The organism is Arthrobacter oryzae, from assembly GCF_003634095.1.
GTDB lineage: Bacteria > Actinomycetota > Actinomycetes > Actinomycetales > Micrococcaceae > Arthrobacter > Arthrobacter oryzae.
In genome coordinates this window covers 439575-462574 of the sequence record NZ_RBIR01000003.1, presented here as the reverse complement: position 1 = coordinate 462574, position 23000 = coordinate 439575, and the positions used below count along the sequence as shown (strand labels likewise).

The window sequence follows — 23000 nt, the reverse complement described above, 5'->3', positions numbered from 1 at the left end:
GGACCGGCCGCTTCCTGCTACTTGGCGGGCAGGGGCTTCGCCGCACCGGCGAGCACCAGGGCCACGAGGATCGGGACCCCGATCGCCAGCAGCGCGGTCCTGATCCCGGTCGCATCGCCCAGGTAGCCCAACAGGGGCGGCCCGGCGAGGAACGCTATGTAGCCCAGCGTGGACACGACGGACACCCGCGCGGCCGCCTTCCCGGGCTCATCCGCCGCGGCCGACATCCCGATCGGAAAGGCCAGGGCGGCCCCGACGCCCCACAGCACGGCACCGGCCGCTGCCACCCAAATGGTGCCGGCGAACACAAAGAGGCAGAGGCCCGCTGCGGCGGCGGCCATGCTGGCGCGGAGAACGGCCACCCGGCCATAGACGTCGATTGCGCGGCCGCCGAAGAAGCGCATCGCGGTCATGGCCAGCACAAAGGCGGCGAACAGCAGCGCCCCCGTGGATTGTTCGGCGCCCAGGCCGTCAACCGCGGCCTTGGCAATCCAGTCGTTGCCGGCGCCTTCGGTCAGGGTGGCGCCCAGGACAACGACGCCGATCAGCAGCGTGCGGCCGTCCCGCCAGGCGGACCGGCCCCTGGCCGGGTGCGGTTCCCCGTCTACGGGTGCGGCAACGGGCAGATGGGGCAGGAAGTACCGCGGGGCAACCGTGGTCAGGACGGCAACGACGCCGGCGATCACCAGCAGGTGCACCGGGAGCCCGACGCCCAGGGTGGAGAGGCCGGCGCCGATCAAGGCCCCGACGAACGCGCCGCCGCTGAAGGCGGCATGGAACTGCGGCATGATGGTGCGCCCGAGCCGGTGTTCGACGTCGGCCCCTTCAATGTTTTGCGAGACATCCCAGAACCCGACCCCGATTCCGAAGAAGAACAGGGCAATCGCCGTTGCCGGGATCGACTCCGCCATCAGGGAAAGCGCCACGCCGACCCCTGCTGCCGCGGCAACAAGTCCGGCACTGCGCACGGCGTTGGCGGTGCCAATCTTGCCCACGACAAACCCGGCCGTCGGCAGTGCGATCAGCGAACCGACCGCCACGCACAGCAGCAGGGTTCCCATCTGTCCCGCAGTGATGTGAAGGATGTCCGTTACCGCGGGGATGCGTGCGGCCCAGCTGGCGAAGACCAATCCGTTGATCCCGAAGACGAGGAAGGTGGCCCCGGCGGCGGCCTTCAACTGCGGGCCGGTTGCGGTACTGGTCATACGATCACTGCTTCCACTGAGTGTTGTGCGAGTTGGGCATGTTCTTCCGGACTGAGCTGCCGGTCCGTCACGACGGCATCCACGGCGTCGAGGGAGGCCACGAGCGCGACGGCGCTGGCATCCCACTTGGACCCGGCGCAGGCGACGATCACTCGGGCCGCGGATTCGAGCCCCGCGCGCTTCACCGCGGCATCGTCAAGATCGTGGGCCAGCAGCCCGTCTTTGAGGTTCAGGGCGCAGGGGGTGAGCACCGCGGCGTCGAAGCGCAGCGAGCGGATGTTGGACTCCGTCATCGGCCCCCGGAAGGACAGTTCGCCGGGGACGAGGCTGCCGCCGGGCATCAGGACATCCGGACGGCGGCCGGCCGGCGCATCATCCGGGCACAGCAGGCTGACTGCCCGCAACGACATCGGCATGATGGTCATTTCGCGCTTGCTCAGCTGGCGGGCGATTTCCGTGGCGGTGGTGCCGCTATCCAGCCAGACGTGCCCCCGGTCCTGGAGCATGGCCGCGACACCCGCGGCAATCCGGACCTTGGCGGCGTGGTCCTCCAGCTCGCGTTGTCCGTATTCCGGATTTTCGCCGCCCATGACCAGGCTCATGGCTCCGCCGTGCACCCTCCGCAGCACGCCGTGGAGGGCCAGGACGTCGAGGTCGCGCCGGATCGTGGCCCCCGAGGCCCCGCACGCGGTCATCAGTTCGTCCACGGTCACATGCTCCCGACGGCGCAGCAGCGCGCCGATCAGGCGGTGCCGCTCATCAGTGTTCATGATCAAATGCTAACAGTTGGTGATCATTTAATCATTTAGTCCACCACTTAAAGGCAACGCGGGGTTACTTAGCGCCCATGACGGCCCCCGGCATGGGCCGTATCTGACCCCGCGTTGCTTTCTGGAGTCCGGCGTGCCGGTTAGCGGGCCCGCTCGACGCGCTTCTCGTCCCAGACCGGTTCCGCCGATTCGTAGACTCTGCCGTCGGACCCAAAGACCATGAACCGGTCGAAGGTGCGGGCGAACCAGCGGTCGTGGGTGACGGCCAGGACCGTGCCCTCGAAGTGGTCGATCGCCCTTTCCAGGGCCTCGGCGGAGTGCAGGTCCAGGTTGTCCGTGGGCTCGTCGAGCAGCAGAAGGGTGGCGCCGGAGAGCTGCAGGAGCAGGATCTGGAAGCGGGCCTGCTGGCCGCCGGAGAGGGATTCGTACTTCTGCTCGGACTGGCCGGCGAGGCCGTAACCGTCCAGGGCACCCGCGGCGGCCTCGCGGCCGAGCCCCGAACGGTGCTCGTCGCCGCGGTGCAGGATCTCCAGCAAGGTCTTGCCCAGGAGGTCGGGCCGGACATGGGTTTGGGCGAAGAAGCCGGGCCGGATCCGGGCACCGAGTTTCACCGTGCCCTCGTGCGGAACCTCCGCGATCTCGACGTCGGACACCGGCAGGTGCTCCCGCTCCGGATCGGTGCCGCCGGTGGCGAGCAGGCGCAGGAAGTGGCTCTTGCCCGACCCGTTGGAACCGAGGACACCCACCCGGTCGCCAAACCAGATCTCGGTGGAGAACGGCTTCATGAGGCCCGTCAGTTCCAGCTTCTCCGCCACAATGGCGCGTTTGGCCGTGCGTCCGCCCTTGAGCCGCATTTTCACGTTCTGCTCGATCGGCAGGGCCTCGGGCGGCCCGGCCTCGAGGAACTTCGCCAGCCGGGTCTGCGCGGCGTGGTACCGGTTGGCCATGTCCGAGCGGAAGGCGGCCTTGTTCTTGTACATGTTGACGAGTTCCTTGAGCTTGACGTGCTCCTCGTCCCAGCGTTTGCGCAGCTCCTCGAACCGCGCGTTCCGGTCCTCGCGGGCATCCACATACGAGCCGAAGCCGCCGCCGTGGACCCAGGCGCCGGCGCCGTTGATGCCGGGTTCCAGCGTGACAATGCGTCCCGCGGCGTTGTTGAGCAGTTCGCGGTCGTGGCTGATGAAGAACACGGTCTTCTTCGACTCGTTCAGCTTGGCCTCAAGCCAGCGCTTGCCCGGCACGTCGAGGTAGTTGTCCGGCTCGTCGAGCAGCAGCAGTTCATCGGGGCCGGCGAAGAGCGCCTCGAGCACCAGCCGCTTCTGCTCGCCGCCGGAGAGGCTCGACGCCGGGCGGTGCTGCGCGCGGTCGAACGGCAGGCCGAGGGCCGCCATGCAGACCTCGTCCCAGACGGTCTCGACGTCATACCCGCCGGCGTCGCCCCAGTCCACGAGCGCCTGGGCGTACTGCATCTGGGTGGGCTCGTCGTCGTGTTCCATCATGGCCAGTTCGGCCTCGTCCACAGCCCGCGCGGCGGCGGCCAGCGCGGGCGGGGCGGCGGACACCAGCAGGTCGCGGACCGTGGAGTCGTCCCGGACCTGGCCCACGAACTGGCGCATGATGCCCATGTTGCCGGAGCGGCCGATCACGCCTTCGTCCGGGACGAGGTCCCCGGAAATGATCCGGAACAGCGTGGTCTTGCCGGTTCCGTTCGGCCCGATCAGCGCCGTCTTGGTGCCGTCCGGGACCTTGAAGGTCACCCCGTTGAGCAGCTGGGTGCCGTCGGAGAGGAAGTAGTCGATGCCGGAAACGTCAATATGAGCCACGCGTCCAATCTTCCCACGTGCAACTTCCCGCGAGGGCGGGCGTTAGCCGGCGGCCGTGAGGAATTCCTTCAGCAACGGCCCGGAGGTGGTGGCGCCCAGGCCGCCGTCGTCCACGAACACCGCAACGGCGAGGTCGCCATGCACGGCCACGATCCAGGCATGCGTCTTCGGCGGGTTATCCGTTCCGAACTCGGCGGTGCCGGTCTTGGCACCCACCGGCGCGCCCGGCACCGAGGCAAGGAAGCCGGCGTGGCCGGAGGTCACGACGGCGCGCATCATGTCCGCCAATTGGGCTGCTTCCGCTGCCGTCACCGGCGCGGCGGAGGTCTTGGCGGGAGCGGACGGTGACGCGTCGCCTGCTGCCGTGGGCGTGGCCGAAGGCGAGGCTGTCGCAGCTGCGTTGCCGGACGCCGGCGGCTGGGCGGCGGCCGAGGCGTTGGGATTCAGCACCAGTTTTGCCGAAACGGGCGCTCCCTTGGCCACCGAGCCGGCCATGATGGCGGCCGCCAGCGGGGACAGCAGAACCTTGCCCTGGCCGATCATCGAAGCGGCATGTTCGGTGCCCTCGGCCGCGCCCGGGACCGAACCGAGGAAGGCCGCGGCGCCCAGCGCCGGCGCTTCGACGGCGACCCCCAGGGATGTGGCGGCGGCTTCCAGCTCGGCCTGCGTGACCTTGTCTCGGGCGTTGATGAAAGCGGTGTTGCAGGAATGTGCGAAGGCCTCGCGGAGGGCCACCGAACCCAGCGAGGATTCGGGGTAGCCCTCGGCATTCTTGAACGTCCGGCCGTCCACGGTGAGGGTCGGGGTGCATTGGACCTTGGAGTCCGGGGTCATTCCCTTGCGGAAGAGCGCCAGGGAATCCACCATCTTGAAGATGGAGCCGGGTGCGTACTGGCCCAGCAGGGCCGTGTCGTAGCCGTTGCTGCCGGGCCCGGAAGCGGCCGCGAGGACAGCACCGGTCGACGGGCGGATCGCCACGATGGCCGAGGCCGGGCCGACGTTGCCCAGGACGTCCTCCGCCAGCTGCTGGAGCTTAGGATCGAGCGTGGTCTTCAGCGGGGTCCCGGGCTTCATCTGTGCCTGGAAAAGGATCCGGCGCGGGTCGGTGGGCGCCGCCTTGATCTGCTCTGCGGTCAGGCCGGCCTTCTGGGCGCGGATCACGAGGCCGTTGGAACCGCGCAGCTGCGCGTCGTATTGCTGCTGGAGGCCGCCGTTGCCGGTGGTGTCTCCGGCTTTGAGCGCACCGCCGGACTTTTCGATCTGTTCGGCGCTGGCCTCGGCGGCGGTTCCCAGCAGGGCCCGGGCGAAAGTCCGGGTGGGCGCCAAGGGCAGGGTGTCAGGGATGGCGCGGCCGCCGGGGATGGCGGAGATCTGTGCATTGGTGATGGTCCGGTGGCCATCTTCGCGCAGTGTGATGGCGGGAACGAACGCCTGGGCACCGGCTGCCGCCAGCTGCTTGGAGTAGGCGGCCGGGTCCACGCCGACCAACTGGGCGAGCTTGGTGGCCGAGTCCGCGGCGTCGGCGCGGCCGAGCTGGGTCTTGTCGATGCCGACGTGGACCACCGGCCGGTAGGTGACCAGGGGGACGTCCCCGGCGCCAAGAATGGGTGCCCGCTGGGGGGTCTCGCTCGATGTGCTGAGGACTTCCCCGTCAGCCAGGTCCGGCACCAAAAGGGCCGGGGTCCAGACGGTGAGCCATTTGTCGCCCGTCTTCTTCAGCTGGGCAGACACGGTGTACTTCCACTCGTCGGCGCCGATTTTCCAGGTGTAGTTCAGCGGGACTTTTGCCGTGCCGGCGTCCAGTTTCAGCTCTCCGGCCTGCACTGACGGCTTGGCCGGATCGAGCGCCTTGAAGACCTCTTTGAGCTGGTCATTTGCCGCCCCGGAGTCCTTGCCGTCGAAGGCGACGGACCCGACGTCGAGCGCGGACACCGCGGTAGCGAGCTGCGTGGCAGCGCCCTGCGCGCCGGACCGCCCGTCATCGCAGGCCACCAGGGAGGCGCCAAGAACGAGGCCCACGAGGGCAAGTGAAAGTTTTGATGAGTTCCCCATCGCGCCATTATGCACTGAACCGCTGACAACTCCGTTGTCACATGACATAAGCACCCGACGGGCGGCCGCCGCGGGAGGGCGACGGGGCCTAGGGCCGCCGGATGATCCTGCGCTGGGCGGCCACGGCGATTGCGGCGGTGCGGTTGTCCACGCCGAGCTTGCCGTAGATGTGCACCAGGTGGGTCTTGACCGTGGCCTCGGAAATGAACAACTGCTTCGCGATCGCCCGGTTTCCCATGCCCGTGGACAGCAGTTCCAGCAGCTGGATCTCGCGGGCGGACAGGGCCGGCGCGGGATTTCTGATCCGGCCCATCAGCCTGGCCGCGACCTCGGGTGCCAGCGCCGTCCCGCCGGCCGCAGCGGAGAGCACTGCCTGCCGGATTTGTTCGGGCGGGGCATCCTTGAGCATGTAGCCTGCGGCGCCGGCCTCGACGGCCGCGAGGATGTCGGAATCGGAGTCATAGGTGGTGAGGATGAGCACCGGGGGTGCCGGCTCCCCGGCGTCTCCGGCTTTGATCCGGCCGGTGGCGGTGACGCCGTCCATGCCCGCGCCCATCTGCAGGTCCATGAGCACCACATCGGCGGGCTCGCCCAGGGTGTGGAGCTTGGCCAGTCCGGCCAGGGCGGCGGCACCGTCGGCGGCCTCGGCCACCACGGTGATGCCCTGCAGATCGCCCAGCATCGCCCGCAGCCCGGCCCGGACCACCGGATGGTCGTCCACCAGGAAGACCCGGATGGTGTTCACGGCCTGCCCCCGCCGGCTTGCGCGGACGCGGAGGGTGACGCGGAGGGTGGCGCGGACGGCGCGGCCAGCGGCAGCCGGATGGCCACCACGGTGCCCTCGCCCGGGGCGGATTCGATATCCAGCTGCCCGTGCAGGGCTGCCACCCGTTCCCGGAGCGACGTCAGGCCATAGCCGGAACCGTCCGGACGGGCGGTCACGGCCGCCGGGTCGAACCCGGTGCCGTCGTCGTAGATGTCCATGGCCACTTCGGAACCGACGAAGGACAGCGTGACGACGGCGGTGCCGGCCTGCGCATGAACCCGGACGTTGGCGAGGCTCGCCTGTGCGGCCCTGAGCAAGGCGGCCTGATGGGCGGCGGGGAGCTCCGCCGGCTGGCCCTCGACGTCGAGGCGGCAGCGCAGGCCGGCACCGCGGGCGGCGGCTTCCGCTTCGGTCTCTTCGCACAGCCGCTGCAGGCTGGCCACGAGCGAGCCGTCCTCGAGCGCGGGGGACTGGAGTGCACGGACGAAGTTGCGGGCCTCGGCAAGGTTGGCGGCGGCCGTGCCCCGGACGATGCGGAGCCTGTCCCGTGCCACGGCGGGATTACCGTCGTCCAGGGCCTTCTCGGCCGCGCGCCCCATCAGCACAATGCTGGACAGGCCCTGGGCGAGGGTGTCATGGATTTCGCGGGCCAGCCGGGCGCGCTCGGCGAGGGTACCGGCGTCGTGCTGGGTGCGGGCAAGTTCGGCGCGGGTGCGGCGGAGTTCCTCGGCCGCCAGCCGCTGGTTTTCCGCCTCCAGGAAGAGCGCCCGGTAGGCCAGCCCGGTGACCACGGCGAAGGCTGCGCCGAACGCCGGGCCCAGCACCATGGGCAGCTGCAGCGCCACGCCGGCCGGATCCGCGCCGGCTGGCCCCCATGGCGCGATGCCGCCGTTGTGGAACCAGAGGGCCGCGATGACCAGCACCGTGCTCAGTGCGATCGCCGGCATCGCCAGCCGGCGCCGGAGCACGTGAAGCTGCAGGAAGAACAGCGGAAACACCAGCCATGCGAAGTCGGCGCTGGCCCAGATCAGCAGCAGCCAGAGGAGACTGACGCCGCCCAGCCACCAGCCCGAGTAGGGCCGCGGATCGAACCCGGCGCTGCGGGCGGCATGGCGCTTCTCCAGGACGGTGCCCAGAAGGTATAGGGCGGCGAGCAGCAGGGCCAGCAGCAGCGTGATCCAGCCCGTGCCGTGGATTCCGCCGCTGAGGAGCCGGACCACCGCCACCAGGAGCAGCACCGCGAAGCCGACGTGAAGACTGACTCGCAGGACGCGCAATATGACCGCCGCCCCGGTGGGTGCCGCGACTTCGGGCCGGGGATCCTCCTGCTGGAGGCCCGCATGCCGGGGACTCTCGTGCCGGGGGGCGCGTTGCGGCGCGTCTACTTGCCGTGGGCCGCCTTGCGGGGTGCCAACGTGCCGTGTGCCGTCGTGGACCGTGTTGCCGGCGTCGCCCTCCATCCTTCCAGCGTAGTGCCGGCAGCGCGGCGCGCCGGCGGGAAACGGCCAGGCGGCGGCCGAATCAACCTATTGGTTGACTGTGCCGCCGTCCGTCCGGCGCCGGCGGTCCATCCGGGCGGCCGATGTCCCCAAGGCCATCCGCGGAGAGGCTTGAAGCAAGGCCACCAACGTCAGAAAAAGGACAACCATGTATCTCGCCATCCGCGATATCCGCTTCGCCAAAGGGCGGTTTGCCCTCATGGGCGCGGTCGTCGCCCTCATCACGCTCCTGCTCGTCATGCTCTCCGGCCTCACGGCCGGACTCGGCAACCAGTCGACGTCGGCCCTCGCCGCCCTTCCGGCCGACCAGCTGGTCTTCGGCGCCCCGGCCGGGGGCGCGGCCAAGGCCTCCTTCACGGAGTCCGAAGTCACTCGCGCCCAGCAGGCCAAGTGGGCGGCACGCGAGGGCGTCGCCCGGGCCGAGGCCCTGGGCATCAGCCAGAGCCGGTTCCAAGTGCTGGGCGCCGGGGGCATGCCGGGACGCACGGCGAGCGTCGCCGTCTTCGGCACCGAGCCCGCGGCCGGGCTCGCGCCGGCCCCGCTGTCTGAGGGCACCGTGGCCGTCGGAGCCGGCCTCGCGACCGACCTGGATCTCAGCATTGGCAGCCACGCCTCGGTCGGCGGTTCGGAGCTGATCGTGGCCGCCATCGTTCCGGAGCAGTGGTATTCGCACACCGGCGTCGTCTGGACCACGCTGGCCGACTGGCAGAAGTTGGCACACATTCCTGACGGCGGCGCCGCAACTGTGCTCGCCGTGAACTTCGACGCCGCAACATCCCACGCAGGAGACTCCGACGCCGGAACCGGGGTGGACCTCGGCGCCGCGAACGCGGCCGCGGGAACAGTCAGCACTTCAGTCGACGGATCCTTCCAGGCGCTGGGGTCCTACAAGAGCGAGAACGGCTCGCTGATGCTCATGCAGGCATTCCTCTACGGCATCTCGGCCCTCGTGATCGTCGCCTTCCTGACCGTCTGGACCGTGCAACGCACCCGGGATATCGCCGTGCTGAAGGCCTTGGGTGGGTCCGCCCGCTATATCCTCCGGGACGCCATGGCGCAGGCCGCCCTGGTGTTGTTGGCAGGAGCCGCGGCCGGCGGTTTGGCGGGCGTAGCCGGCGGGGTCCTGGCGTCCCGGGCAGCGCCATTCCTGCTCACCCCCGGGACGGCGCTGGTGCCCATCGCCGGCATATTCGTCCTCGGCATGGCCGGGGCAGCCCTGGCGGTCCGCGGCGTCGCGCGCGTCGATCCGCTCATCGCCCTCGGCGGCAACTGACCGGGCTACAACCCCGTCCCGTATATTCCCAGAAAGGCATATTCCGTGAATTCCCTCCCGAGCAACTTCGAAGTGAACAATTCCGTACCGAAGAATTCCGCCCTGAACCTTGTCAACGTGACACTGGAGTACCCGGACGGAGACGGCACCCTCAAAGCACTGGACGGCGTGAGCCTCAAGGTTCGCCCGGGGGAGTTCGTGTCCCTGATCGGCCCCTCGGGGTCCGGAAAGTCCTCCCTGCTGGCGGTAGCCGCCACGCTTGTGCGGCCCTCCGCCGGCCTGGTGATGATCGACGGACAGGACGCCGGCGGGCTGTCCGACGCCGGCCGCACGGCACTGCGCCGGGACAGGATCGGCATCATCTTCCAGCAGCCCAATCTCCTGCCGTCCCTCACCGCGGTGGAGCAACTCGTGATCACGCAGCGCCTTCGCGGCGGGGGCGCCCGGGCGGCCGCGGAACGCGCCGCCGGACTGCTGGACCTCGTGGGCCTGGGACAGGCCATGGCGAAGCGGCCCCACCAGCTCTCCGGCGGTCAGCGGCAGCGCGTCAACATTGCCAGGGCACTCATGGGAAACCCTGCCGTGCTGCTGGTGGACGAGCCGACCGCCGCATTGGACCACCACCGCAGCGAGGCAATCGTCCGGCTGCTGCGGCGGGTCACGGACGAATTCAGCGTCGCGACCGTCATGGTCACGCATGACACGGATTTCGTCCCGCTCACGGATGCCGTGGCCGAGATGCGCGACGGACGGCTGTCCGCCCCGGTGACGCCGGCGGTCGCTGCCACGCGGCTGGGCTAAGGGGCCTGGTACCCGAGTTCCGGCACGCCCAGCCCGAACATGTCCCTCAGCGCATATCCGGCCGCGTGGAAGCCGGGCATTCCGGAGACCCCGGGCCCCGGCGGAGTGGAGGACGAGCACAAGTAGACCCCGGCCAGCGGCGTCCGCCAGGGCACGCGGCTCAGCACCGGGCGGCGCAGAACCCCGCGGAGATCCATGCGGCCGGCGCTGAAGTCCCCGCCGACGTAGTTCTCGTCATACGCCGCCAGGCCCGCCGCCGTCGTCACCTTGAACTGGACCACCAGATCCCGGAACCCTGGAGCGAAGCGCTCCAGCTGGGCCATGACGGCCTCGCTCATGTCCACCGTGGAGCCGGCCGGAACGTGGCAATAGGTCCAGAGGATGTGCCGCCCCGCCGGCGCCCGGCCGGCGTCGAACCGTGAGGGTTGCGAGACCAGAACGTACGGCCGCTCTGGATGCCGGCCGGACGCCACCTGGCCCTCCGATTCGGCGGTCTCGGCCCGGGTGCCGCCCACATGGACCGTCCCGGCGTCGGCGAGCCCGTCCGCCGCCCACGGCACCGGTCCGGAAAGGATGAAATCCACTTTGCAGGCAGCGTTTCCGAAGCGGAAGGACTCCAGGGCGCGGCGGTAGCCCGCGGGGAACCTGCCCGCGGCCAGGCGCAGCAGCGCGGGGGGCGCCACATCCAGCAGGGTGGCGCGGGCTGGCGGGAGCTCCGCGAGCGAACTGATCCGCTTCCCGGTCTCGATCACGCCGCCGTGGGCCTCGATGTCCGCGGTTAGCGCCCGGGCTATCGCGGCCGATCCGCCCAGTGGAACGGGCCAGCCGCCGGCGTGCCCCAGGGCGCCCAGCATCAGGCCGGCGCCTGCGGCGGTGACAGAGGGGAGCGGCGCCACGGCGTGCGCGGCGGCGCCGCTCAGCAGTGCGGGGGCCAGGTCCTCGCTGAATCTGGCATTCCACAGCCGCGTCCCTTGTTCAAGCGTCCGGGCGCCGAATATGGCGGCCGCCGCAGGGTCCGCCGGAATCCGCAGCAGCTGGTTCAGGGTCAGATCGGCGACGCCGTCCATCCGCCGCACGAGGGGCGCCATGAGTCGGCGGTAGGCCGGGCCGTCCCTCCCGAGTTCAGCAGCAGTGCGGTCCAGGGAACGGTAGGCCAGGGCCGCGCGGCCGCCGTCGAGCGGGGATCCGTACGAGATATCCGGCACCGCCAGGGGCACGCGCCGGGACAATTCGAACCGGCGGAAAAAGGGCGAGGCAAGGACCATGGGATGCACTGCCGAGCAGACATCGTGGAAGTGTCCCGGTTCAATCAGTTCGGCCGTGCGCAGTCCGCCTCCGGCCGTGCCGGCCGCCTCGAACACCCGGACTTTGAGGCCGGCACGTGCCATGGTGAGCGCCGCCGCCAGCCCGTTGGGGCCGGAGCCGACGACGGCGACGTCAGTCACTTGCGGTGGCCTTCCGCCACGGCAGCAGCGACGCGGCGGGCCGGCTGAGGTCGACCCGCAGCCAGTCCGGGGTGCCGTCAAAAGGGCCGCCATGCGGGTCGTCGACGCGGTCCCGGCGGATTACGTCGTAGGACGGATCCCAGATATCCCAGACGACACGCACCATCAGGTACGCGGTGGCGAGCATGTGGGCAAGCACCGCCAGGACGTAGTACGGCATATCGATGTTGTGCTGGGTCGAACCGCCGCTAGTCGCCTGCCCCAGGTACATCCAGATCGCGCCCCAATGCAGGGCCTCAATGGCCTGCCAGATCAGGAAGTCGCGCCAGCGGGGCCGGGCGAGGGCGATCAGCGGAATCAGCCACAGGACGAACTGCGGTGAGTACACCTTGTTGGTCAGGATGAATGCCGCCACGATCAGGAATGCCAGCTGCGCGATCCTGGGCCGCCGGGGTGCACTCAGGGCGAGTACCCCGATCAGGATGCAAGCCAGGAGGAACAGGTCCATGGCCAAGGAGTTAATGGCCCCGGCCTCGAGCGGGTTCCAGCCGAGCCGGCCGGCCAGCAGATTGTAGGCGAACCAGGGTGAGCTGTACCCGGCCGGGCGCTCCTGGGTGAACTGGTAGAAGTACTTCCAGCCGTCCGGGTTGGCGGCCGCCACTGGGACGTTGACCACCAGCCAGGCCCCGGCTGCGGCTCCGGCGGTGACCAGGAATGCCCGGATGCGACCACTGCGGAGCGCCAGGAGCAGAACGGCGCCGAGGATGAGCAGGGGGTAGAGCTTGGTGGCCGTGCCCAGCCCGATCAGGATTCCGGCGAGGACGAGCTTGTTGCGGGCGAAGAAGTACATGCCAAGGGCCAGCAGGCACACGGCCCACATGTCCCAATTGATGACCCCTGCCAGGACAATGCCGGGAGCGAGGGCCACCATCGCCGCGTCCCAGGACCGGCGCCGGTTCGTCCGCGCCGTGGCCAGGACCGCGATGATCCAGACGGCGGCGATCAGGGTGGCGTTGACGTCGAAGTAACCCAGGATGCGGGGCTCACCGGTGCCGGTGCCGGGCACCAAAAGCGCGGTGGCGCCCGCGATGAACCCCATCAGTACCGGGTACTCAAAGAGGCTCCCCTGGGTGATGAAAGGGAAGACACCGTCGCCGAGGCCGCGGTTGCGGAAGAGTTCGGGGAAGTCCGAGTAGCACGTTGCGTAGAACTGCCCGGGCGTTTCCCAGCCGTGGGTACGGCAGAAATTCTTGAGGAGAATCCCGGTCAGGGCAGCGAGGACGGTAAGGATCACCAGAACACGCTCCACCGTGAAGAATCCCGGCGACACGATCCCCGGTGCCGTCCGGTTGCCCAGCGGCCCGCCCACCACTTCCGTCAAATTTCGAAGAAAAGGGTCGCTGCGGCTTGGGATCACCAATCGGACCCGTTTGCGGTGTTCCGGCGGCTTTGTCTCCTGCATGACCTTGAGCTTACCGGGGGCGATTGCCACCTGCCGCGCTCCTGCGGGCCGGGCACGGCGGCGGGGCTTAAACGAGGGAGCCCGCGCGTCGCCGCACGGGCTCCCAGGGGATCGGTTGCCATGTCAGTCATGAGGTCCTCCTTCACTGCGGACGGTCCTGCCGGCATCCGGCTTCATCCCTTACGGGACGGCGGCGGAAGCGTCCGGCGCTCAGCGAAAGAGTCCGGCTTGATGCATTGCGAGGAAGACGTCGTCGCGCTTCTGGTCCAGCAGGTGGCCGTTGAAGCGGGTGGATTCTTTGAGTTCCGGCTTCCGGGTCTGGAACAGGACCGTGTAGAGCTTCTTCATCATGGTTGTCACCTCCTTCCGGCGATGTGATCGGGAACTTGACCGCCGGGGCGGTGCGGCTGCCCAGGGCGGTGCGGCTGTCCGGGGCGGTGGTTGTAGTAGTCACGGGGACCTTTCGTTGGAGGAGACGGCAGATCGATAGGTGAAGGGCAGGAATTACCGGTGAAAAGAACGGCCTTTTTTGGGCGCGACAAATAACGGCCTAAGTGCAAAGGATTCGAAGAGCCAAATCCGGGCGCGGCAATTACCCCGCGAAATTCTCCGACTTTAGTCAAGCCGGGGGATTCCGGGTGCGGAAAGATATCCAATGGGAAAAGGCCCCTGAATGCGGTAGCGTCGCAAACCCCAACAAGAAGCTGGGTTCCGAACTATGGGGAGGCTGCGCAACCGCGTGGTTCCGCCTGTTCAGGCTGCCGTCACAGGGCTTCCCGTCGGGGAAGCCTCCGCCGCGGGTCCCAGGCTGAATTACCTGGGACGGGAGGGGCGGTTAGGAAGTGGTCAGTCCGATATTCGGGCGCGGTACAGCGACAGAGGCCGGGGTGGCGGTGGTGGAGTACATCCATCCGCTAGTCAAAGTAATCATCATTTCCCAACCTCCTTTTCTGTCCTGCCGTGGCTCCGGCCGACAAGCCGGGCGACGCGCGCCGTGACCCCGGCAAATCGCCCTGGGGTCAGAAATAAAAATACACCACAAATGCGGCAGTTGCCTACCGAATTCATAAAGATTTTTGAACTTTGTTTTACAAGCCGGTTTTAGAGTCCCCAGCGCACGACGGCGGGAGTCTTTTTGTCCCATCCCAACGTGCAGACTTTGGCGGTCCCGAGCACGAAATGCCGGCCCTCGTGCGGGTCGAGTCCAAGCCACCGGGCGGTCAGAATTCGGGAGAAATGCCCATGCGCGACGATCAGCACATTGTCCAGGCCCGATTCCAGCACCCGCGCCACAATCTTGTCGGCCCGCGCGGCGACGTCGTCGAGCGCCTCACCGTTGGGGACGCCGTGCGTCCAGATCAGATATTCGGGGTTGTCCTTGCGGATGAGGTCCGAACTGATGCCCTCGTAGTCGCCGTAGTCCCATTCCACCGCCAGCGGCTCCAGTTGGGCGTCGGGGTAGCCGGCGAGTTCCGCGGTCCGGCGGGCGCGGCGCAGCGGCGAGGTCAGCACGAGATCAAAGTCGACGGTCTCGAGTACCTTGCGTGCCTCGACGGCCTGCTGCTCGCCTTCCACGGTGAGGGGCATGTCGGTCAGCCCCGTGTACTGTCCGCTCTTGGACCACTCGGTTTCACCGTGACGCAGGATCCACAGTTGGGGGCGGGGACCGTTTGAAGGTGCAATCACTTAGGGCTCCTCAGTGGTGGATGAATCGGCGCCGTCGGGCGCCGCCTCGGGCTGGGCCGCCCACCAATCCCGCAAGCGGGATTCGGCGACGGCGGGATCGAGCGGGCCGTGTTCCATGCGTTCTTCCAGCAGGAATTTGTAGGCTCGGCCCACCACGGGGCCGGGCTTGAGTCCGAGCAGGGCCATGATCTCGCCGCCGTCCAGGTCCGGGCGGACTGCCTCGAGGGATTCCTTCTCCCGCAACGCCGCAATCCGGTCCTCGAGGTCGTCGTAGGCAAATGACAGCCGGTCCGCTTTGCGCTGGTTCCTGGTGGTGACGTCGGAGCGAGTGAGCCGGTGCAGACGCTCCAGGAGGGGCCCGGCGTCGGTGATGTAGCGGCGGACCGCGGAATCGCTCCAGCCGGCCTCGCCGTAGCCGTAGAAGCGCATGTGCAGCTCCACGAGCCTGGCCACGGCTTTGATGGTGTCGTTGTCGAATCGGAGGGCTTTCATGCGCTTTGCTGTCAGCTTGGCGCCCACCATGTCGTGGTGGCGGAAGCTCACCGCGCCGCCCGGTTCAAATCGGCGCGTAGCCGGCTTTCCGACGTCGTGCATCAGCGCCGCGAACCGCAGCACGAAGTCCGGGCCCGGCACCGGTCCGTCGGCCGCCGTTTCCAAGGCGGCGGCCTGTTCCAAGACCTGGAGCGAATGCTGGTAGACGTCCTTGTGGCGGTGGTGCTCATCGGATTCGAGGCGCAGGGCGGAGACTTCGGGCAGCACGAGGTCCGCGAGCCCGGTGTCCACCAGCAGGTCCACGCCGGCCCGGGGATGTGCGGCGTTCAGGAGTTTGACCAGTTCATCGCGCACCCGTTCGGCAGAAATTATGCTGATCCGTTCAGCCATGCGGACCATCGCCTCGCGGACGTCGGGATGCAGCGAAACCCCGAGCTGGGCCGCGAACCTCGCCGCGCGCATCATGCGCAGGGGGTCATCGGAGAAGGACGTTTCCGGCGGTCCCGGTGTGTTGAGGATGGAGGCGTGCAGGTCGCGGACGCCGCCGAAGGGATCAACCAGCTCCAACATGGGCAGCCGCAGGGCCATGGCGTTGATCGTGAAGTCCCGCCGCAGCAGGTCATCCGTCAGTGATGTTCCGAACGCCACCACCGGCTTGCGGGATTCAGGATCGTAGGCGTCGGCCCGGTAAGTGGTGATTTCGATCTGGAAGCCGCCCTTGCGCATCCCGATGGTGCCGAAGGCGCGCCCGATCTCCCAGTAGTTGTCCGCCCATTTCTTGATCAGGGCGACCGTCTGGTCCGGCGTGGCGTCGGTGGTGAAGTCAAGGTCGGGGGAGATGCGGCCAAGAAACAGGTCACGGACGGGGCCCCCCACGAGGGACAGCTCGTGGCCGGCGTCGACGAAGCGCTGCCCAAGCTCCAGAACCACCGGGTCCACCTGGAAGGAAACGGTGTGGGAGTCAGTCTTTTGATGTGCGTGCGCCATAGTTACTTAAGCTTGTCAGAAAACCGCGCCAGCACCACACCGTAACCCCGGGGGATCCGGCGAGTTCGTCACTATTGCGGGTGAAGCGCCGCGGGCCCACTTTCCCGGCCGTCCACTTTCCAGCCATGTTTAGGTCATCAACAGCGGGCAAGAGTCGTTAGAGTGGACCTCATGGCCCATCCCGTACCGAGCGCTCCCGGCAGGAGGACAAACGCACCGTTGCCGTCGGCAATAGGTGCCAATGTCGCGCCTGTCCAGCACCCGGGCCATGCTTCCCTGCCCACCGTCGAGGAAATCTCCGCCGGCGGCGTCGTCGTGGACATGTCCGACGCCGAACTGCGGGTTGCGATTATTGCCCGCCTCAACCGCGGCGGCCGGCTCGAATGGTGCCTGCCGAAGGGACATCCGGAGGGCAAGGAAAGCAACGAGGAAGCTGCCGTCCGCGAGATCGCCGAGGAAACCGGGATCGAGGGCAAGATTCTGGCGCCGCTGGGCAGCATCGACTACTGGTTCACGGTGAGCGGCCACCGCGTCCACAAGACCGTGCACCACTATCTCCTGCGTGCCACCGGCGGGGAACTGACCATCGAGAACGATCCGGACAAGGAAGCCGTCGACGTCGCGTGGGTTCCCATCCAGGAACTGGCGCGCAAGCTGTCGTTTCCCAACGAACGCCGCATCGCCGATCTGGCCAAGGAAGTCCTTCCGGAGGACCGCTGAGGCTTTCGGTCACGGCCGGTCACGGCCACCGATAGCGACTAATGCCCCGCCCGGGTGAGACGATGAAGACGATGTCATCAGCCAAACCCGCCCCCGTACCCTCCGGCCCCGCCGATTCCAAGGCCGTCCAGCCCGGAGAAGCCCGTTCCAGCGCCATCATGGCGGCCGGAACGCTCGTTTCCCGTTTCCTGGGCTTCGCCAAGACGTGGATGCTGGCGGCGGCCCTGGGCCTGGGCTCCTCCGTCAACGACACGTTTATCAATGCCAACAACCTTCCCAACCTGATCTTCCTGCTGGTGGCGGGCGGGGTGTTCAATGCTGTCCTGGTGCCGCAGATCATCAAGGCCAGCAAGGCGCCGGACAAGGGTGCGGACTACATCAGCAGGCTGCTGACGCTGGCGGTCCTGGTGCTGCTGGTGCTCACGGTGCTGGTCACGGTGCTGGCGCCTTCGGTCATTCAACTGACCACACAGGGCTACTCGCCGCAACAGAAGGCCCTCGCGGTGTCGTTCGCGTTCTGGTGCCTTCCGCAGATCTTCTTCTACGGCCTGTACGCCTTGCTGACCCAGGTCCTCAACGCCCACGGGGCGTTCGGGCCCGCAATGTGGGCGCCGATCATCAACAACATCGTTGCGATCGCCGGGCTGGGCATGTTCATCGCCATCATGGGCGCCAACGCCGTCAACCCGCACACCATCGACAACTGGGGGTCGCTCCAGACCTTCCTCGTCGCCGGGTTCTCCACGATCGGCGTAGTCGCCCAGACCGCCATCCTCCTCATTCCCGTCTTCCGGCTGCGGCTGGGGCTGCGCCCGCGCTTCGGGTGGCGCGGGGTGGGGCTGGGCCACGCCGCGAAGCTGAGCGTCTGGACCCTGGCGACGGCCGCCGTCGGCCAGCTGGCCTTCCTTTACGTCATGCGCATCGCCACGATTCCGGGCGCGGAACGGGTCCGCCTCCAACAGGCGGGGGATCCCGCGGCGGCCAGCATTCCGGGCAACGCTGTGCTGGAGGTGGCCAGCCAGCTGTACCTGCTGCCACACTCGATCATCGCCCTGTCGCTGGCCACCGTGCTGTTCAACCGGATGACCCGGGCGTCCCAGGACGGAGACCGGGCCGCGCTGCGCAACGCGCTCTCCCACGGCCTGAGGACCATGGCCGTGGCCACCGTCTTCGGCGCGCTGGCGCTCTTCGCGCTTGCCGGGCCGCTGGGCATGTTCTTCTCCGGCGGGGTGCGCCAGGACGGCGTCATGCTGGCCCAGACCCTCACCATCCTGGCCCTCAGCACCCCCTTCATGAGCGCCAACTTCATGATGTCGCGCGTGTTCTACGCCAACGAGGACGCCCGGACACCGTTCTTCATTCAACTTGTCCTGGCGCTGGTCAATCTGGCGGCCGCCTTCATGATCCAGTTCCTGCCGTTCGATCAGATCATCTTCGCCATTGCCATCCTCTACACCGGCGGCAATATCCTCTCCGTGATGGTCAGCGCGATCTTCCTGCGCCGGCTCCTGGGCCACCTGGACGGCCCCCGCATCGCCAGCTCCTACATCCGCATGGGCTACGCGGCCCTGGGTTCCGCCCTGGCCGGGGCCGTGGCGTTGTGGCTGCTGGGCAGCTATAACCCGGACGGTTTCGCCTGGAGCGACCGGATCGCCGCCCTGGTGACGATCGTCGTCGTCGGTCCCGTCATGCTGGCCGCCTACTTCCTGCTGCTGAAGCTCTTCCGGGTAACGGAACTCCAGGACCTCCTGCAGCCGCTGCTTGGGCGGCTCCGGCGCCGCTCCGCCGCCGAACGCGGCACCGAAGCGGGCCCCGAGGGGCAGGCCGCAGGCGCAGCGGAGGTGCGCAGGGCTCCGGAGCGGGCCACCATCTCGGTGGATACCGGCCTGATTCCGCGAATTTCCGGCGGGTTCGACGCCGAATCCTTCCGCGCCGGCCCCGACATCCGGGAAGAGGACTCGTTCCCCTACGGCCGGCCCGCCGGTCCGGAGGGCGGGTACCTGCCCGCCGAAGATCTTCCCAGCACCGCGCTGGGCGGCTTGGGCCGGGGCGATGTTCCGTTGCCGGGCCGCCGGACCTATCAGGGCCCGGCCGGACACAACCCCTATTTCCCCTTTAACCGAAAAAAGAAATAATGAACCCCGCTCCGTTTCAAACAGCCGCGCTCACGCGGCCCGTACAGAGCATCGGCTAGGATCGAAGACTAACAAGGGGAGTTGCGGACCAGTGGTCAACCGGCTTACCGGAGGATTCACGGTTGCTCGCGGAGTGACCACGTCGGCAAACCCCGGACAGTCTAGGAGGAGCCCGTGTCCCACCCGATCGATGTCGGATCAGTACTCGGTGGCCGCTACAAGGTCACTGCCACCGTACTGACCTCACATGACCAGGATCTGGTGCTGGACGGTGTCGACCAAGTGCTCAATCGTCCCGTAAGCATCCTCGTCGCCGGGCCGGGCAACGCCGATCAGGTGGCCCGGAGCGCCCGGGAGGTCGCCACCGGCGAGCGGCCCGGCAGCGTTCAGATTCTTGACCTGGGCGTCAGCGAGGCCACCACCTACCTGATCACCAACCACACGTCCGCGGCGGACCTGCTCGATTTAGTGGTCTCTTCCAACCCGCCCTATGTTGAGCCGTTCTTCACGGACACCCTCGGCAGCGAGATCTTCGGACAGGCCCGATCCAGCGAACCCGAAACATACGACGGACTCTACGACGACGAAGAGGTCGATGCCGGGTACATCGATTACGGTCACGCCCAGCAGGCCGGCGGGCCGCAGGGGTCCCCGGCCGCCCCGCCCGCCGGTGTCCCGTCCCGCCCGGCATCCGCACCCGCTGCCGGTGCCGCTGGCGCTGCGGCCGTTGGTGCTGCGGCCGGTGCTGCCGCCGGTGCGGCTAAAGCTCCCGGGGCGCCCCGAACCGCTCCGCAAGAGGCCGCACGGCGTGAACCCACGGCACCCCAGCCGGTTCAGGAGGGCACGGCGCCCCGCCCCGCCGGAACGGCAGCCCCGCAGCCGGCTACGGCCGCAGCGCCCAAAGTCTCGCTGTGGTCCGACGACGACTACAGCGGCGCCGATCAGCGGCGCGGCGAGGATCATGAGGGCGGCGCAGCAGGTGCGACCGGACTCGCCGCAGGCGGATACGCCGCCGACCGCGCTCCGGGCAACTTCCCCGCGTCAGCCCGATCCTCTGTAGATGAGGACGGAAACGGGGAGTACGACGACGAATACGACGACGAGCCGAGCCGGGAGCCCCGTTCCATGCGCTGGCTCGTCGGCGCCCTGCTGGCCGCCGTCCTGGTCGTGGGCCTGGTCTTCGCGGTCACCAACCTTGGCAGCCTCTTCAAGAGCAACCCCCAGACGACTGCGGCTACATCTCCGTCCTCCAGCGCGCCGAAGCAGTCCACCGGCCAATCGTCGGGGAAGCCGTCCTCGACGGCCAGCCAGGCGCCGGCCGCTGGTCCGCCCGCGATCCAGGACGTGACGCGGCTGGGCAACTTCGATTTCGCCGCAAACTACGACTCCGATCTCGTCAAGACCTTTGACGGGAACGGCGCGAGCTTCTGGTCGGACATGGAATTCGCCACGGAGGACTGGGGCGGCCTGGCCTCCGAGGTTCCCCTGGTGGTCAAGCTGAAGAGCCCCTCCAAGGTCTCCTCCGTCACTTTGAGCCAGCTCGGCGCGTCCGGCGGCAGCATCAGCGTCTACACCAACGATCAGCCGTCCCTGGACGGCGCAAAGTTGGTTGGCAGCAACAGCTTCACGTCTCCGGACCTGACCATGCCGCTGCCGCAGCCGGTCACGGCACAGTACGTGATCGTGTCCATCAAGACACTGCCGAGGCTGGCGGCGCCCAAGACCCGCTACGGATACGGCCTGCGCCTGGCCGAGATCAAGGTGCAGTAGGGGCCAGTAGCGTAACGGGCCGGTAGCGTAACGGCCCCGTGCAGTGGCGGGCCCGCACGGCAGCCGGGGCAGTGCACTGGGCCTCGCTGCTGTAATCCGGGGCTGTCTCCGGCTCCGGCCCCGGCAAACCGGTACCCTGAGTAGTGGCGTCGCTCCGTGACGCCCATTTCGGCCGGAATATTCAGTGCCCGGCAATAGTTGTGCCATGTGGCCGGCCATCGAGGCGGGCGCATCGACAAAGGAAGAGGTTCACCGTTCAGTGAGCAACGCAGAAAACACCGCCTCCGAAGTGCGTGATGTCATCATCGTCGGCTCCGGCCCTGCGGGCTACACCGCAGCGGTGTACACGGCGCGCGCGAACCTGAAGCCGCTGCTCCTGGCAGGCTCGGTCACCGCCGGCGGCGAACTGATGAACACCACGGATGTGGAGAACTACCCCGGATTCCCCGACGGCATCATGGGCCCGGACCTCATGGAGAACTTCGAGAAGCAGGCTGCCCGCTTCGGCACGGAAATTCAGTTTGAGGACGTGACCGAGCTGGATCTCGACGGCGACATCAAGACCGTCACGATCGGCACTGGGGAGACCTTCAAGGCCCGTTCCATCATCCTTTCCACTGGCTCGGCGTACCGCGAACTCGGCCTGCCGAACGAGAAGCGGCTGTCCGGCCACGGCGTCAGCTGGTGTGCAACCTGCGACGGTTTCTTCTTCAAGGACCAGGACATTGCCGTAATCGGCGGCGGCGACTCTGCCATGGAAGAGGCGCTGTTCCTTACCAAGTTCGCCAAATCCGTCACCGTGGTGCACCGCCGCGATGCGCTGCGCGCCTCGAAGATCATGGCCGACCGCGCCCTGTCCCACGAGAAGATCAGCTTCGTGTGGAACACCGGCGTGGAGGACGTCCTGGGTCAGGACAAAGTCACCGGATTGCAGTTGAAGAACCTTCTGGATGGTACGGAGACCCAGCTGGCCGTGACCGGGGTGTTCGTGGCGATCGGCAACGATCCCCGCACCGACCTCGTCAAGGACAAGCTTGAGCTCACGGCAGAGGGAACTATCGCCGTCGACGGCCGGACCTCCAAGACCAGCATCGCCGGTGTTTTCGCCGCCGGAGACGTCATTGATCCGACCTACCGCCAGGCGATCACAGCCTCGGGTTCCGGCTGTGTGGCAGCTCTCGACGTCGAGCACTACCTCGCAGATATCCACGCCTAAACGGCGCAGCAACCAACCGAAGAGAGAGACACAGGGTATGAGCAACGCAAAAGACGTAACCGACGCCAGCTTCAGCACCGACGTACTGGCTTCCGCCAAGCCGGTCATCGTGGACTTCTGGGCAGAATGGTGCGGCCCGTGCCGCAAGCTCGGCCCGATCCTCGACGAGATCTCGGTCGAATACAGCGAAAAGGTTGACGTAGTCAAGGTAAATGTTGACGACAACCCCGCTATAGCCGCGGAGTACGGTATCACGTCCATCCCGGCCGTGTACCTGTTCCAGGGTGGCGAGGTCAAGAGCACTGTGATCGGCGCCCGGCCCAAGCAGTTCTTCGAGAAGGAATTCGCGGACGTCTTGTCCTAGTTCCAGTCGTAGTTCCAGATTGGGCCCCTCAGTAGTTTGCGGGGGCGTCCTTTCAAGGCTTCGAACAGCCAGGTGCTTATTTTCTGGTGCGACACACTAGTCAGGCCCCGGGTGGCCTCCGCTAAAAGCGGGGGCCACCTTTTTTGTGTCAGTATTTCCCCCCGCAGAAGAGGGCCGCCGGTAGGGGGCTGGCATGGCGGCGTACCCCGAATCCATGAAGCAATCTTTTGTCATTGTTTACCACCTACTTTTGGCGTATACGTAATCCTCGGCGAGACCGTGGGCGCCGACGCGGAAGTTGGGGTGCGGATCAGCCCACGCTGTTCCCGTTTGTGGGGCATCGCACGCTGGCCGCGCTGATTTTCCTTGTTTCACGTGAAACATCGCCGGCGGTATATGCCTAACTTGAATCAAGGAGGATCTGGCTGGGCCGGTTGTACCCCGGCACGGTCAACCGACCCAGCCGTACCCGCAGCCGGCAACTTACCGATAAATACCCGTCCCAGATCCAGGAGAAATGACCGTTTCACGTGA

18 protein-coding genes are annotated in these 23000 nt (G+C 67.6%); 7 read left to right on the top strand and 11 right to left on the bottom strand.

Going from position 1 to position 23000, the window contains the following annotated elements:
* Positions 1–17 precede the first annotated feature (17 nt).
* The 6 genes from C8D78_RS09750 to C8D78_RS09725 form a co-directional block, all read right to left on the bottom strand.
* Positions 18–1205 (bottom strand): MFS transporter, encoded by a 1188-nt coding sequence (locus C8D78_RS09750; protein WP_120952988.1) that lies wholly within the window; start codon positions 1203–1205, stop codon positions 18–20.
* Positions 1202–1975 carry a DeoR/GlpR family DNA-binding transcription regulator gene (locus C8D78_RS09745; protein WP_120953317.1) on the bottom strand — a complete coding sequence of 258 codons (774 nt, stop codon included), beginning with the start codon at positions 1973–1975 and terminating at the stop codon, positions 1202–1204. The genes C8D78_RS09750 and C8D78_RS09745 overlap by 4 nt, the downstream gene beginning before the upstream one ends.
* A gap of 140 nt (positions 1976–2115) precedes the next feature.
* Positions 2116–3798, bottom strand: a complete 1683-nt coding sequence (locus tag C8D78_RS09740; RefSeq protein ID WP_120952985.1) for an ABC-F family ATP-binding cassette domain-containing protein — start codon at positions 3796–3798, stop codon at positions 2116–2118.
* Between the two features lie 42 nt (positions 3799–3840).
* Positions 3841–5850 carry a penicillin-binding transpeptidase domain-containing protein gene (locus C8D78_RS09735; RefSeq protein ID WP_120952982.1) on the bottom strand — a complete coding sequence of 670 codons (2010 nt, stop codon included), beginning with the start codon at positions 5848–5850 and terminating at the stop codon, positions 3841–3843.
* 88 nt (positions 5851–5938) lie between these two features.
* Positions 5939–6595, bottom strand: coding sequence for a response regulator (locus C8D78_RS09730; protein ID WP_120952979.1), 657 nt, complete (start codon positions 6593–6595; stop codon positions 5939–5941).
* Entirely contained in the window at positions 6592–8076 is a 1485-nt protein-coding gene (locus C8D78_RS09725) for a sensor histidine kinase (RefSeq protein WP_120952976.1), read from the bottom strand. The genes C8D78_RS09730 and C8D78_RS09725 overlap by 4 nt, the downstream gene beginning before the upstream one ends.
* A 187-nt stretch (positions 8077–8263) precedes the next feature.
* Between C8D78_RS09725 and C8D78_RS09720 the strand changes: the two genes are divergently transcribed.
* Together C8D78_RS09720 and C8D78_RS09715 are read left to right on the top strand one after the other, a co-directional pair.
* Positions 8264–9388, top strand: a complete 1125-nt coding sequence (locus C8D78_RS09720; RefSeq protein WP_120952973.1) for an ABC transporter permease — start codon at positions 8264–8266, stop codon at positions 9386–9388.
* Positions 9389–9433: 45 nt separating this feature from the next.
* Positions 9434–10189: an ABC transporter ATP-binding protein gene (locus C8D78_RS09715; protein WP_244208328.1), complete on the top strand. Its 756-nt coding sequence runs from the start codon at positions 9434–9436 to the stop codon at positions 10187–10189.
* Here the strand turns inward: C8D78_RS09715 and C8D78_RS09710 are convergent.
* The 5 genes from C8D78_RS09710 to C8D78_RS09695 all read right to left on the bottom strand — a co-directional run bounded on the left by C8D78_RS09710 (position 10186) and on the right by C8D78_RS09695 (position 16261).
* Positions 10186–11634, bottom strand: coding sequence for a phytoene desaturase family protein (locus C8D78_RS09710; RefSeq protein ID WP_120952970.1), 1449 nt, complete (start codon positions 11632–11634; stop codon positions 10186–10188). The two genes, C8D78_RS09715 and C8D78_RS09710, sit on opposite strands and share 4 nt — an antisense overlap.
* Positions 11627–13096 carry a glycosyltransferase family 87 protein gene (locus tag C8D78_RS09705; RefSeq protein WP_208641928.1) on the bottom strand — a complete coding sequence of 490 codons (1470 nt, stop codon included), beginning with the start codon at positions 13094–13096 and terminating at the stop codon, positions 11627–11629. Before C8D78_RS09705 ends, C8D78_RS09710 begins: the two co-directional genes overlap by 8 nt.
* A gap of 210 nt (positions 13097–13306) precedes the next feature.
* Positions 13307–13447 carry a hypothetical protein gene (locus tag C8D78_RS19690; protein ID WP_167467887.1) on the bottom strand — a complete coding sequence of 47 codons (141 nt, stop codon included), beginning with the start codon at positions 13445–13447 and terminating at the stop codon, positions 13307–13309.
* 750 nt (positions 13448–14197) lie between these two features.
* Positions 14198–14782, bottom strand: a complete 585-nt coding sequence (locus C8D78_RS09700; protein WP_208641917.1) for a histidine phosphatase family protein — start codon at positions 14780–14782, stop codon at positions 14198–14200.
* Positions 14783–16261 (bottom strand): CCA tRNA nucleotidyltransferase, encoded by a 1479-nt coding sequence (locus tag C8D78_RS09695; RefSeq protein WP_120952967.1) that lies wholly within the window; start codon positions 16259–16261, stop codon positions 14783–14785.
* A gap of 171 nt (positions 16262–16432) precedes the next feature.
* On the opposite strand from C8D78_RS09695, the gene C8D78_RS09690 reads away from it, so the two are divergent.
* The 5 genes from C8D78_RS09690 (at position 16433) to trxA (ending at position 22466) form a co-directional block, all read left to right on the top strand.
* A complete protein-coding gene (locus tag C8D78_RS09690; RefSeq protein ID WP_244208327.1) occupies positions 16433–16981 on the top strand; it encodes an NUDIX hydrolase in 549 nt (182 codons plus the stop codon).
* A 71-nt stretch (positions 16982–17052) separates the two neighbouring features.
* Positions 17053–19116, top strand: a complete 2064-nt coding sequence (gene murJ, locus C8D78_RS09685) for a murein biosynthesis integral membrane protein MurJ (RefSeq protein WP_425266682.1) — start codon at positions 17053–17055, stop codon at positions 19114–19116.
* Between the two features lie 174 nt (positions 19117–19290).
* Positions 19291–20886, top strand: a complete 1596-nt coding sequence (locus tag C8D78_RS19820) for a protein kinase family protein (protein ID WP_208641916.1) — start codon at positions 19291–19293, stop codon at positions 20884–20886.
* A 259-nt stretch (positions 20887–21145) separates the two neighbouring features.
* Positions 21146–22102: a thioredoxin-disulfide reductase gene (gene trxB / locus C8D78_RS09665; RefSeq protein ID WP_120953307.1), complete on the top strand. Its 957-nt coding sequence runs from the start codon at positions 21146–21148 to the stop codon at positions 22100–22102.
* 37 nt (positions 22103–22139) lie between these two features.
* Entirely contained in the window at positions 22140–22466 is a 327-nt protein-coding gene (gene trxA, locus C8D78_RS09660) for a thioredoxin (RefSeq protein WP_120952949.1), read from the top strand.
* Positions 22467–23000: the final 534 nt, after the last annotated feature.